This is a genomic window from Vibrio sp. R10-SG-ISO4 (assembly GCF_059834135.1).
In genome coordinates, this window is sequence record NZ_JCBDHJ010000015.1 from 66834 (window position 1) to 81029 (window position 14196).

The 14196-nt window shown below is 47.7% G+C and carries 10 protein-coding genes; all 10 read left to right on the top strand.

Annotated features, from left to right (window positions below; genetic code table 11):
- Window positions 1–106: 106 nt before the first annotated feature.
- The 10 genes from AC6R03_RS09060 to AC6R03_RS09105 all read left to right on the top strand — a co-directional run bounded on the left by AC6R03_RS09060 (window position 107) and on the right by AC6R03_RS09105 (window position 14066).
- Window positions 107–442, top strand: coding sequence for a cupin domain-containing protein (locus AC6R03_RS09060; RefSeq protein WP_334550598.1), 336 nt, complete (start codon window positions 107–109; stop codon window positions 440–442).
- 31 nt (window positions 443–473) lie between these two features.
- The gene (gene kdgK, locus AC6R03_RS09065; RefSeq protein ID WP_500626827.1) at window positions 474–1406 is read left to right on the top strand and encodes a 2-dehydro-3-deoxygluconokinase; all 933 of its coding nucleotides are present in this window, start codon (window positions 474–476) and stop codon (window positions 1404–1406) included.
- A gap of 58 nt (window positions 1407–1464) precedes the next feature.
- A complete protein-coding gene (locus tag AC6R03_RS09070; RefSeq protein ID WP_500631556.1) occupies window positions 1465–2088 on the top strand; it encodes a bifunctional 4-hydroxy-2-oxoglutarate aldolase/2-dehydro-3-deoxy-phosphogluconate aldolase in 624 nt (207 codons plus the stop codon).
- Window positions 2089–2276: 188 nt separating this feature from the next.
- Window positions 2277–4358 carry a DUF4962 domain-containing protein gene (locus tag AC6R03_RS09075; RefSeq protein ID WP_500631555.1) on the top strand — a complete coding sequence of 694 codons (2082 nt, stop codon included), beginning with the start codon at window positions 2277–2279 and terminating at the stop codon, window positions 4356–4358.
- Between the two features lie 293 nt (window positions 4359–4651).
- Window positions 4652–6400, top strand: a complete 1749-nt coding sequence (locus AC6R03_RS09080) for a sodium:solute symporter family protein (RefSeq protein WP_500631554.1) — start codon at window positions 4652–4654, stop codon at window positions 6398–6400.
- 290 nt (window positions 6401–6690) lie between these two features.
- Window positions 6691–10008, top strand: coding sequence for an MHYT domain-containing protein (locus AC6R03_RS09085; RefSeq protein ID WP_500631553.1), 3318 nt, complete (start codon window positions 6691–6693; stop codon window positions 10006–10008).
- A 14-nt stretch (window positions 10009–10022) separates the two neighbouring features.
- The gene (locus AC6R03_RS09090; RefSeq protein ID WP_500631552.1) at window positions 10023–11048 is read left to right on the top strand and encodes an HD domain-containing phosphohydrolase; all 1026 of its coding nucleotides are present in this window, start codon (window positions 10023–10025) and stop codon (window positions 11046–11048) included.
- Between the two features lie 193 nt (window positions 11049–11241).
- A complete protein-coding gene (locus AC6R03_RS09095; RefSeq protein WP_500631551.1) occupies window positions 11242–12219 on the top strand; it encodes an isopenicillin N synthase family dioxygenase in 978 nt (325 codons plus the stop codon).
- A gap of 135 nt (window positions 12220–12354) precedes the next feature.
- Window positions 12355–12594, top strand: a complete 240-nt coding sequence (locus AC6R03_RS09100) for a hypothetical protein (RefSeq protein ID WP_487902401.1) — start codon at window positions 12355–12357, stop codon at window positions 12592–12594.
- A 203-nt stretch (window positions 12595–12797) separates the two neighbouring features.
- Window positions 12798–14066: a GGDEF domain-containing protein gene (locus AC6R03_RS09105; protein ID WP_500631550.1), complete on the top strand. Its 1269-nt coding sequence runs from the start codon at window positions 12798–12800 to the stop codon at window positions 14064–14066.
- The last annotated feature ends 130 nt before the right edge of the window (window positions 14067–14196 follow it).

Below are 14196 nucleotides of genomic sequence, written 5' to 3' on the forward strand. Positions count from 1 at the left end.
TCATTTTTGATTTGCATCACACTTTTGGTTTGTATTGTATTACAATTAATCTCACTGAGGTATGATGTGAACAAACAGCACTACGCTAGATTTTAGGAGCAAAACGATGAATCCATTTTTTCTTTTAGACGATCACCCTTGGGAAGACATTGGCGGCGGGATTAAACGTAAAATTGTTGGCTATACTGACGACTTGATGGCGGTTCACCTTGAGTTTGATAAAGGCGCGATTGGTCACCCTCACGCTCACGAAATTCACGATCAAATCGGCTACGTAGTGAAAGGCAGTTTCGAAGCAGAAGTGGACGGCGTGAAAAAAGTACTGAAGCCAGGCGATGCGTACATCGCACCGAAACACTTTGTTCATGGCGCGGTTGCGCTCGAAGAAGGCAGTATCCTGCTAGACGTCTTTAACCCTGCACGTGAAGACTTCCTGAAGTAATTCATTGGCAGTTCAATTGCTAAGGTAAACAATGAAAATGATTAATGTTGCTATCATCGGCGAATGTATGGTTGAGCTTCAGAAGAAAGAAGGTGAACTAAAGCAATCATTCGGTGGTGACACACTAAACACCGCACTCTACCTCTCTCGCTTGACCAAAGGTCACGATGTAAACACCAGTTACATTACGGCACTGGGTGAAGACTCGTTCAGTACTGAGATGCTACAGGTTTGGCAAGAAGAGGGGATCGATACGTCAAACGTGATGCGTATTCACGGTAAAAACCCAGGTATGTACTACATCGAAACCGATGATACTGGCGAGCGTTACTTCCATTACTGGCGTAACGAAGCGGCAGCGAAGTTTATGTTCGAGCAGCCTGAGTCTAAAGCGTTGATTGATGCGCTGTTTGGCTTTGACGCGGTTTACCTAAGCGGTATTACGCTCGCGATTTTGACCCCTGTGGGGCGTGAGACGTTGATCAACTTCCTAGCGCAATACAAAGAGCGCGGCGGTCAAGTATTCTTCGATAACAACTATCGTCCTAAGCTATGGGCAGACCAAGCTGAAGCGATTGAGTGGTACTCGAAGATGCTGTCTCTGACCGACACTGCGTTGTTGACGTTTGAAGATGAGCAGGCATTGTACGGTGATGAACACCTTGAAGAGTGCATCAAGCGCACATCGGAAGCGGGCGTAAAAGAGATCATCATCAAACGTGGTGCGCAAGATTGCCTCGTCGTTGAAGGTGAAGAGGCGAACTACGTCGCGCCAAAACCGGTCAGCAACGTGGTTGACACCACAGCAGCAGGTGATTCATTCAGCGCAGGTTTCTTAGCGAAACGTCTGACGGGCGGTAACGCACAAGAAGCAGCATTCAACGGCCACTGCATGGCAGGACAAGTGATTCAGCATAAAGGTGCGATCATTCCTCGTGATGTAATGCCAGATTTACCTTTGTAATCGAATGAATAGTAAGCTCGCCTTTGTGCGAGCTTTATAACGAGAGAGTCTAAACATTATGACAACATTGAACGAAAAACTAGCAAGCCTGAAAGTGATCCCTGTTATCGCCATCAACAAAGTTGAGCACGCGATTCCTTTAGGTCGTGCGTTAGTAGAAAACGGCATGCCTTGCGCAGAGATCACGCTACGTACTGAATGTGCCATTGAAGCGATCCGCGTGATGCGTAAAGAGTTCCCGAACATGCTGATCGGTTCAGGTACCGTTCTAACGAACGAGCAAGTGGACGCGTCTATCGATGCGGGCGTTGATTTCATCGTTAGCCCAGGTTTCAACCCTCGTACCGTGCAATACTGCCTAGACAAAGGCGTGGCGATCGTTCCTGGCGTGAACAACCCAAGCCTTGTTGAGCAAGCGATGGAAATGGGTCTTCGTACGTTGAAGTTCTTCCCTGCTGAGCCTTCAGGCGGCGTGCCTATGCTAAAAGCATTGACAGCGGTTTACCCAGTTAACTTCATGCCAACGGGTGGCGTTAGCCTTAAGAATGTGGATGATTACCTATCTATCCCTTCTGTACTAGCGTGTGGCGGTACTTGGATGGTACCAACGAACCTGATGGACGAAGGTAAGTGGGACGAGCTAGGTGCACTAGTAAAGGCGGCGGTTGCGCACGTCAACTAAGCCGATACCAAATCGATGATGAAAGCGAGCCGAGTGCTCGCTTTTTTGTGTTTCTGAACTGTCGATTTGTTTTAGGTCACGGAAATGACAAAAAAGACTATTTTTCGCGTTTTAAGGTTTAATTGTCCTACAATAAGATTTATATTATTGCCCATACCCTTCAAACCCTCACTACAAAGAGAGTTAACATGAGCAACCAAAAATCTCTTGATGCGATCAGGAAGATGAAGCTGGAAAATGACACTTCAGCAGGTAACCTTGTCGATCTACTCCCAATCGAAGTACAAAAGCGCGATTTTGATTTGTCGTTCCTCGACAACCTAAGCGAAGCACGTCCGCGTCTTCTTGTTCAATCTGCGGATCTAGACGCGTTTAAAGCCGCGGTACGCGCAGATGAATCTCACTGCATGTTCGACGACTTCTACAACAACTCAACGGTTAAGTTCCTAGATACCGCACCATTTGAAGAGCCTCAACCTTACCCAGAAGAGACGGTAGGCAAAGCTTCTCTATGGCGTCCTTACTGGCGTCAAATGTACGTTGATTGCCAAATGGCGCTTAACGCGACACGTAACCTTGCCATCGCTGGTATCGTGAAAGAAGACGAAGAGCTCATCGCCAAAGCAAAAGCTTGGACTCTAAAGCTCTCGACTTACGATCCAGAAGGCGTCACTTCTCGTGGTTACAACGACGAAGCCGCTTTCCGTGTAATCGCAGCCATGGCTTGGGGTTACGACTGGCTACACGCTTACTTCACTGATGAAGAGCGTCAGCAAGTTCAAGATGCACTAATCGAGCGTCTAGACGAAATCATGCACCACCTAAAAGTCACGGTTGATCTACTGAACAACCCTCTAAACAGCCACGGTGTACGTTCAATCTCTTCTGCTATCATCCCAACGTGTATCGCGCTTTACCACGATCACCCGAAAGCAGGCGAGTACATCGCATACGCTCTAGAGTACTACGCAGTACACTACCCACCATGGGGCGGTGAAGACGGCGGTTGGGCTGAAGGTCCTGACTACTGGAACACGCAAACGGCGTTCCTAGGCGAAGCATTCGACCTATTGAAAGCATACTGTGGCGTAGACATGTTCAACAAGACATTCTACGAAAACACTGGTGACTTCCCACTATACTGTATGCCTGTTCACTCTAAGCGCGCGAGCTTCTGTGACCAGTCATCAATCGGTGACTTCCCAGGTCTAAAACTGGCTTACAACATCAAGCACTACGCAGGTGTTAACCAGAAGCCTGAGTACGTTTGGTACTACAACCAGCTTAAAGGCCGTGATACTGAAGCTCACACGAAATTCTACAACTTCGGTTGGTGGGACTTCGGCTACGACGACCTACGCTTCAACATCCTTTGGGATGCACCAGAAGAGAAAGCACCGTCAAACGATCCACTGTTGAAAGTATTCCCAATCACAGGTTGGGCGGCATTCCACAACAAGATGACTGAGCGTGATAACCACATCCACATGGTCTTCAAGTGTTCACCATTTGGCTCTATCTCTCACTCACACGGTGACCAAAACGCGTTCACTCTGCACGCATTCGGTGAAACGCTAGCTGCTATCACTGGCTACTACGGTGGTTTCGGTGTAGACATGCACACTAAATGGCGTCGTCAAACCTTCTCTAAGAACCTTCCTCTATTCGGTGGTAAAGGTCAGTACGGTGAGAACAAGAACACGGGCTTTGACGGTCACCAAGATCGTTTCTGTATTGAAGCGGGCGGTAACATCACTGACTTCGATACTGAATCTGAAATCAAGATGGTTGAAGGTGATGCGACAGCATCTTACAAATACTTCGTTCCAGAAATCGAGTCTTACAAGCGTAAGATCTGGTTTGTGAAGGGTAAAGTATTCGTAATGCAAGACAAGGCTGCTCTTTCTGAAGAGAAAGACATGACTTGGCTAATGCACACAACATTCGCGAATGAAGTGGCTGACAAGTCATTCACTATCCGTGGCGAAGTAGCGCACCTAGACGTGAACTTCATCAACGAGTCTGCTGACAACATTGAATCTGTTAAGAACGTTGAAGGCTTCGGCGAAGTTGACCCATACGAGTACCAAGATCTTGAAATTCACCGTCACGTTGAAGTGCAGTTCAAACCATCAAAACAGCACAACATCCTAACGCTTCTTGTGCCAAACAAGAACGCCGGTGAGCAAGTGGAAGTCTCTCATAAGCTAGAAGGGCAGTCGCTGATTCTTACCGTTGATGGTGAGACTGTTGAAATCTCGCTGTCTTAGTATAGTGTGTAAGTAGTAAAAAAAACCCAGCGTAAGCTGGGTTTTTTATTTTTAATTGTATGACTTTTTGGAGTGTCGTTGTCGGGAGTACTCGAAGTAGTACCTTTGTATCATTCTTCGCTATGTATCTGTGCTCTGCATCTTGTTTATGTATGAAACTAAATATTCGCTTGCAAATAAAGTGTGCGATCAAATCTGTTTTAGATCACACAAAAGGCATATTGTAGTACAAATGGATTTATGTTCGGGTATGCTTGTCACAAGCTAATGTTATTAATTTTAAGGCTGAAAAAATGACCATTGATACTCTTGTTGTTCTTGCCTATTTCTTCTTTTTAGTCGCGATTGGGTGGATGTTCCGTAAGTTCACCACCTCAACCAGCGACTACTTTCGAGGGGGCGGTAAGATGTTATGGTGGATGGTAGGAGCTACCGCCTTCATGACGCAGTTTTCAGCATGGACGTTCACAGGAGCCGCAGGACGCGCGTTCAGCGACGGTTTCGTCGTTGTTATCCTATTCCTTGCCAACGCGTTTGGCTATTTCATGAACTACATCTATTTTGCGCCAAAGTTCCGTCAACTTCGTGTTGTTACGGCAATTGAAGCCATTCGTCAGCGCTTCGGTAAGACGTCAGAGCAGTTCTTCACATGGGCAGGTATGCCAGATAGCTTAATTTCAGCAGGTATTTGGCTGAATGGTCTTGCTATCTTCGTAGCCGCTGTCTTCAACATCCCGATGGAAGCCACGATCGTTGTGACGGGTCTGGTTCTCATGCTGATGGCGGTGACAGGCGGCTCTTGGGCGGTCGTAGCCTCTGACTTCATGCAGATGCTCGTTATCATGGCGGTAACCATTACCTGTGCGGTAGCGGCATACTTCCACGGTGGTGGTCTAACGAACATCGTGTCTAACTTCGAAGGCGACTTCTTTGTTGGTAACAACCTAAACTACATGAGCATCTTTGTGCTTTGGGTGGTATTCATCTTCATCAAGCAGTTTGGTGTAATGAACAACAGTATCAATGCATACCGCTACCTATGTGCAAAAGACAGTGACAACGCTCGCAAAGCAGCAGGTCTTGCTTGTGTACTTATGATTGTTGGTCCACTGATTTGGTTCCTACCTTCTTGGTACGTAGCGGCGTTCATGCCGGACTTCGCTGACCAATACGGTAGCGTAGGTGGCGATGCAGCTTACCTAGCATTCGTACAAAACGTAATGCCTGCAGGTATGGTGGGTCTACTAATGTCAGCAATGTTTGCGGCGACCATGTCTTCAATGGACTCAGGTCTGAACCGTAACGCGGGTATCTTCGTGATGAACTTCTACAGCCCAATTATGCGCCCTCATGCGTCTCAGAAAGAGTTGGTTGTGGTAAGTAAAGTGACCACTATTGTGATGGGCTTTGTCATCATCGGCATTGGTCTGTTTATCAACTCACTTCGTCACCTAAGCCTATTTGACATCGTACTTAACGTGGGCGCTCTGATCGGATTCCCAATGTTGATCCCAGTACTACTGGGTATGTGGGTTCGCAAGACGCCAGACTGGGCTGGTTGGGCAACGCTAGTGGTCGGTGGCTTCGTCTCTTACTACTTTGGTATCTCGCTAAAAGCAGAACATATCGAGAACTGGTTCGGTATGGAACAAGCATTGACTGGTCGTGAATGGGCGGACTTGAAAGTGGCACTGAGCCTTGCGGCGCACGTAGTGTTCACTGGTGGCTTCTTCTTAGCGACAACCTTGGTGTACAAAGGACGTTCGCCAGAGCGTGAAGCGGAAGTAGAAAAACTGTTCGAAAACTGGAATACGCCTGTGGTGGCTAACTCAGAAGAACAGCAGAACCTCGATACTAAGCAACGTGGCATGCTGGGCAAACTGATCAGTGTTGCTGGTCTAGGTATTCTTGCGATGGCATTGATTCCAAATGAATTCACTGGACGCCTTCTCTTCATCTTGTGTGGCACCATGGTTCTGACCGTTGGTGTGCTCTTGGTCAACGCATCGCGCGCGCCACAGCAGCAGTTTGTCAGCGAATAGCTCTTAAATTTGACCTTTTGGTCATCAAAAAGCCGCAGAATTCTGCGGCTTTTTTGCGTTTTAGGGGGAGTGTAAAGATCGGAAAATAAACAAAAGTGATTGAAATAGCTGTCAAGTTTTTAGATAAGCGAGATTCCACTAATAATTAAGGGTTATAAATGCCTACACATTTATTAATACAAATAGTACCTTATGCATCCAATAGTTGATAAAAATATCATTACAAAAAGTGGGTGATTTCCCTCATGCTCGATAGGTTATTCATAACAGAAGTTGGCTCATATACGTTGATGACAGGAACCTACGTTCCTTGGTTGGTTGTTGTCTCCATCTTTCTTGCGATGATGGCGTCATTCTTTGCACTGAGACTCGCCGCTGCCGCTCGTCACATCGTTACGCCATCACATAAGCAGGTGGCGTTGATTTCTGGTGCTTTCATTATGGCGGGGGGGATTTGGAGTATGCACTTTGTCGGCATGCTCGCCTTTCAGATGCCTCATCACATGAGTTATGACACCTTACTCACATTGATATCGCTTCTTCCTGCGGTGTTAGCCAGTTATTTGGTACTGCGATCGTTGATCAATCAGCGTGATTCTTATCGACTTATTCTGCGCAATGGTGTGGTGGTAGGCGCGGGTATTGGTGCCATGCACTATATCGGAATGGAAGCCATGGAAATGGGGGCCATGCTGCGCTATGACCCGTATTGGTTTGGTCTGTCGATTGTTGTCGCGGTCGGATTGGCCATCGTCGCACTCTCTGCGCGCCGCCTACTTAAGCATCATTTCCCTACCATGCGTTCATTTCATATCAACTTGGTTAGCGCTGCGATCATGGGATGCGCCATTTCAGGTATGCATTACACCGGCATGGAAGCGGCGCGCTTCATTATGCTCGAACCTCATTCTATGATGATGGCCCCGCAGGATTTGCACGAACAGTCTTTTATTGCCATCGCCGTTTCCATTGCGACTTTGCTTATTTCCACCTTAGCGGTGAACGTCAGTTCACAGCTGCGCTACCGACAATTATTAACCGAGAAAACTGCCAGCGAATCTCGATTGCAAGCAATCCTCGATACCGCGACGGACGGGGTGATTACCATCGATGCGAAAGGCATCATTCAAGGTGTAAACTTTGCCGCCAGTCGAATTTTCGGTTGGCAAGAGCATGAATTGCTTGGGCAAAACATTTCCAAATTAATGCCAGCCCCTCACAAGCAAGCACACGATGGTTATTTGGCTAATTATCTCAAAACGGGCGAGAACAAAATCATTGGTGCGCCGCGCGAAGTTTATGCTCAGCACAAAAAGGGCCATGAATTTCCAGTTCGCCTTGGTGTAGGTAAAGTCCACCTTACGCATGGTGATACATTATTTGTTGGCTTTATTGCAGACATTTCTGAACGTAAAGCGATGGAAGTCAAGTTGCGTGACAGCCAAGAGCGATTAACCTCTTTGATGCGTAATATCCCCGGCGCGGCTTTTCGACGCTGTTTTGACCCAAAATGGAGTCCGATTTTCCTCAGTGATGCCATCGTGGAGCTCTGTGGCTATCGATCGGAGGAGTTCCTTGAAGGAAACATAAGCTTAGCTTCACTGATTGTTGAAGAGGACGAGCAATCGGTGCGTGACACGATCGCCGCCTTGCCCAGCAACAAGCAAACCTATGCTGTCGAATATCAGTTGATTGATAAAGCCGGTCAACCCGTATGGGTGCTTGAAAACGCCATGGTAGTGCGCGATGAAGACGGCACCATATTGTGGATTGATGGTGTGATGATCAACATCACCAATCGCAAAGAGATGGAGTCTGAACTGTTAAATGCGAAACGCATTGCCGAAGAAGCGGTCGAAACCAAAGCGGCATTCTTGGCCAATATGAGTCACGAAATCCGCACGCCCATGAACGCGATCATCGGTTTTACCAATATTTTGCTCGAATCACCAATGGGTAGCGAGGATAGACGTCACCTGGAAACCATATCCAACGCGTCTCGCTCTTTGCTTCATCTTCTCAATGATATTCTCGACAGCGCTAAGTTGGAAAAAAGCAAGCTCGAAGTCGAACCTGTGGTGTTTCATCTTGCGGATTGTGTCGATGGCGTCATCTCTACGTTATGGCTTAATGCGAAAAACAAAGGCATTGAGCTCAACCTACATATTGATGATCGCGTGCCAGCTATTGTCTTCGGCGCAGAAGACCGCATCCGCCAAGTACTGATGAATTTAGTGGGTAATGGCATCAAGTTTACCGAAGAGGGGAGCGTCACGCTTAACATCGCGCCCACTGAGCAGAGCGATGTGATGCGTTTTAGCGTGATGGATACCGGTATCGGCATAGCACCTGACCGGGTTGAGGCGATTTTTGATCCTTTTACGCAAGCCGATGCTTCCATGAGCCGTCGTTTCGGTGGTACGGGGTTAGGGACCAGTATTTCCAAGCAGTTGGTTGAACTAATGGGTGGAGAGATTCATGCCACCAGTGAACTCGGAAAAGGAAGCTGCTTCTACTTCGAACTGCCCCTGCCCAAAAGTGAAAGGCTGCCGCGCGCGGACGTTCACTCGCAAGTGAAGCTGCCAAGCCAGCGAGTGTTAGTCTGTGACGATATTGAACAAAACGTGACGCTGCTTTCTCTGCTTCTTGAACGAGCGGGTCATCAAGTATGGGTCGCGCGCGATGGTGTTGAAGCGGTCCAGCAATACCAAACGCACGAGATTGATTTGATATTGATGGACTTACAAATGCCGCGCCTCGATGGCCTACAAGCCAGCCGTCAGATTCGTCAATGGGAACGCGAGCAAGACAAACCCCCTGTCGCGATTATTGCTCTGACTGCCAGTGTCTTGACCGAAGACAAACGCCAAGCGCAAGAAGCGGGCATGAACGGCTTTGCCAATAAGCCGGTTGATTTTAACCGTTTGAGCGCAGAAATGGCGCGCGTGTTAAAGGTTGAATCACAGGTCAGTATCCCATCGTCGCCCGCAGAGCCGTCTGGCAAAGAGAGCCGTGATCAGGCGATGATTCATTGGCAGAAAGCGCTGACACTTTGGGTGGATGAGGCGCTCTACTTAGCGGAGCTTGGCAAGATGCTGGACAAGCATGAGGGGCTTCCGAGTGCCTTGGCGCAGTCACTGCAAAACCAAGACTGGCGGGCTGTGCGTTCGCAAGCCCATGCACTCAAAGGCGTGTGTGGCAACTTGGCTTTAATGGCGCTGCACCAACTCTTTGCCCAGATAGAGCACGCCGCTATACAGCAAGATCACGCGAAAGCGCTGCCATTGATTGGCGATCTGTCGCTATGTTGGCATAAGGTCAAGCAGGAGCTCGATAGTCGCATTGCACTGAGTCAAACCGATACCCAAGTTAAAGAAATAGCGCTCGATGACGCGTTGCATGCCGATGAGATTGAGCGTCTATTAACAGAGTGGCGAGCGGCGACCCACAGTGGCGAGTTGCGTGAGGATATTGGTGAAACCCTTCGCAGTCGCGCGCCAGACAAACTGCAAAAGCCGATCATCGATGCCATGAACGCGATCGACGAGTTTGAATTTTCCAAAGCCAGCGAGCATATCGACTTGGCGTTAACCTACCTAGCTGAATAAGGAACGCTGTGACGATGACAACATTAACGCCAGAGCCCCTCACACGTCATAACCCAGTGATGCGTTCGGTGCCAAGATTACTGGTCGTGGACGATGAACCCGCGAACTTGAAAGTGATGAAACAAGTACTGCACAGCGATTATCGGCTCTCGTTTGCTCGCAGTGCCAAAGACGCATTAAGTTTGCTCGAGCAAGAGAAGTTTGACCTTATTTTGCTTGATGTGATGATGCCAGAGATGACGGGGTTTGAGCTTTGTCAGCAACTGAAAGCGACCCCCGATAAGGCAATGATTCCGATCATTTTTGTCACCGCGCTCAGTGACAGCATTGATGAGGAGACCGGTTTTAACCTCGGCGGGGTCGATTACATTGTTAAGCCTATTGTCCCTGCCATTGTGCGCGCTCGAGTCAAAACGCAGTTGTCTATGGTCAAAATTGATGTACTCAAAGCGACGCAAATTGACTTAATTCAGCGCTTAGGCCGCGCCGCTGAATACCGAGACAATGAGACCGGGATGCATGTACTGCGCATGAGTCATTATGTGAAAACCCTGGCGCTTGCGATCGGTTTTGATGAGGAAGCGGCAGACGAACTGCGCATGGCGGCATCGATGCACGACATTGGAAAAATCGCGATTCCAGATCGTATTTTGCTCAAGCCGGGTCGATTGGAACCAGAAGAGTTTTCGTTGATGCAGACGCATGTGGAAGCAGGGGTACGAATCTTGGAAAACCCGCGCTCTCCGCTTATCGCCCTCGCTCAAAGTATTGCGCTTAACCACCATGAAAAGTGGGATGGAACCGGATACCCTCAGGGATTAAGCGGTGAAGCGATTCCGATAGAAGGACGCCTAGCGGCAATTGCGGATGTGTTTGATGCCCTGACCAGTGAACGCCCATACAAGAAAGCCTGGCCGGTCAGTGATGCTGTCGCCCTAATTCAAGAGCAAGCCGGAAAACATTTTGATCCACAACTGGTGCCCGTATTTATGGACCAGCTACCGAATATTCTGGCGATCAAAGAGCGGTTCATCGATTGATGTCGGCTCGCTATATGTTTCCTCACTTTGGTGCAAACACAATCCTATTCGGCAGTTTGTGGGGCAAGTATCATTTGGCTTCGCTTTCGCTTTCATCTAAGTGATTGATACGATTAGATAAAGAAAAGTTGGCTTGTTGGTCAGCTTTTTGCTCACTCCTTGCAGAGTCAATGACACACTGCAAGGAGCATTCATGTCACTTCCTATTATCGATATTTCTCCGCTCAACTCTGATGATCGCCGCGACTGGGGCCCAGTCATCGATCAGATAGATCAAGCTTGCCGAGAGCTCGGCTTTTTTTATGTAGTAGGACATGGCATTCCTCAAACTCAGTTTAATCAGATTGAACACTATGCACGCTCGCTGTTTTCCCTACCGCAAGAGGAGAAACAAGCGATATCGATTGAGCACAGTATGAATCACCGTGGGTGGGGGCGCTTGAGCGCCGAGAAACTCGATCCACTCGGCGAGTTGGATTGCAAAGAGTCCTTTGATATGGCGCTCGACCTCTCACCCTATCATTCGCAAGTTGCGCGTTGTCCGAAGCTTTATGGCCCCAACCAATACCCCTCGATTGAAGGTTTTACCCAGGCGATGAATCAGCATTACAGCCTTACGTTAGATGTCGGCCTTAAGTTACTGAAAGCGATGGCAATTGCACTGAATGAGCCAGAAGATTTCTTTACCCAATATTTTACGTTACCTATCTCTGTGTTGCGTATGTTGCACTACCCAAGTCAAGAACCTTCAACCAACACGGTGGGAAATGGGGCGGGAGCCCACACAGATTACGGCTGTATCACATTACTTTACCAAGATGCGAGCGGTGGCTTACAGGTGCTGAATAAGCAAAATCAATGGATAGACGCCACGCCCGTCGAGGGAAGCTATGTCGTGAATATAGGCGATTTAATGCAGCGCTGGACGAATGATATTTATCGCTCCACTAAGCATCGAGTCGCGAGTCCGAGCAACGGTAAGACGCGTTTTTCCATGCCATTTTTCGTCGAGCCAGATTTTGATACCCCAGTCACGACGCTAAAATCCTGCCTAGCTGAAAAACAAGGGCAGGGTGGCTACCCTTTGATCACGGCTGGGGATTGGATTTTGTCACGCTTTGCGGATACCTATGAGTACCGACGTGAAGGGACACTCAGCACAGAACGTTGACTTTGATCTGGAATTTTTAACTTTCTATTGGTTTAAATTTAATTGTAACAATCAGAGACTACGCTTTCTGCAAAATTTAACACTGCCAACGAGCAGTGACTAACAACGTCAATCCGAAAAATATAAGAAACCGTTATGCCAAGAACACCACACCCAGCCGACATGGAAATCATCAAGTTGCTTCAGCAGCAAGGTTGTATCAAGAGTGAAGCGATGCAACGCCTCAAACGCGAGGTGTATCAACTTCAACCTGAAGAGATTTCTAAGGTGAAAAATTACGCCGATCATTTTGGTCTCCGTGCGAAAGAGCAGCTTATTGATGAAATCCTAGAGTTGCGCCGTGATGAGCTACTGACTCAGTTGGCGGAGGCGTAAGCCTAGGAGCCGAGGTTTGGCGATTGCAGTGGTGGACGTTGTACAGCATAAATGTGAAACCTGTCTCAAATGTGACGTCACGTTGAAATATGCCAAAAAGTGATTGAAAAGATGAATATTTCTTGAGTGTAGAGGTAGCGATTGCTAGGTTTGGACTTAGCGTTTTCATACAGGGACATCCTGGGTCTTAAAAGGAAGGCATCGTGCTACTTACCTCATTGCCTATGTTTATCGCATCAAGCATCAGTTTAGTGCTGAGCTTCTTTTTTGTGATGCTGTATAACCGGCTTCAATCTCGTTACGAGGAAAATGTTCATTACTATCGAATATTTTCCTTAACCGCTTTAGCTAGCGGACTGTTCCTTGGTGCGTTTGGCATTATGCTGAACGTTAGCGACAGCCTGGTTCTGCTGAATATTTTTAACCGAGTCGCCATCGTGACTTCAATGTTTACTATTGTACTCGGTCTGCATTTTTACATCGCTTTCTTTGACTATAAGGCTCCGACCCCATTGAAGATTGCCTACGCGATATGTGGTCTGTTTTCATTGATGGCTGTGGTTCCGAGTCCATACTTTCTGGACAACCAATTTTACGTGACATCCAGTTACTACACCGGACTAGTGTTTGGTCCTCTGTTTGAGCTTTGGGGCGCGTGGATATTACTGCTGGCGATGTATTGTATGATCGTTCTATTTCGTGTTTACCTAAGGCAAAGGGCTAAGCGACAAGAGGACGATTTGCGCACATTGAGAATGTTGTTGGCCGCCAGTGCGATTTGGATGTGCACTGGCGTCAGTGATACGCTGACCGCGATAGAAGTGCTCGATATGCCACCCTTGACTTGGATAGGCTCGTTTCTGCTGACTTGCTGTATTACGTGGATATTGGTCCTCCATATCGACGAGTTATACAGTGAGCGTCAAGAGCTTAGCACCCGTCTGATGTTTGACCATCTAACACAAGCGTATTCGCGTAGTTATTTTGAAATTCGTTTGGCTGATGAAGTTTCACGCAGTCGACGGGCGAGCGACCATCGTTTTTATCTCTGTATCTTTGATATCGATGATTTCAAGGCGATCAATGATCATTATGGGCATACGAGTGGTGATGGGCTACTTAAGGACATCGCCCGTATTACTCGATATACGATCAGACCGACAGACTGTTTTGCGCGTTTTGGAGGTGATGAGTTCGTGATACTGCTGGCTGGTTTATCAAATGACGAAGAAGCCGTGGCCATTGTCGAGAGAATTCGCCAACGTATTGCTCAGACGGAATTTGGGCAAGATGGGGGGCGCTTTCACGCTTCCTGCTCGTTTGGGATTGTCAGTAGCGTGGGTCCGCAGTTGCATTCAGAGGATTTGCTCAATGACTTGCTCACCTATGCTGATGAAGCCTTATACCAGTCTAAGTTCCAAGGTAAAAACGTGACGAGCTTGGCTGCGATACCAGTCGCGTCTACTGTGTAAATTTATGTAAATAACACTCGTTTTTGTCCAATCGCGACTATCTTACTTCTTGAACGATCGTTTCAAATGACGAACGTTATCAAATAACTATTGCTTCAAGTAACTATCGCTTCAAGTAATAACAGTCAAT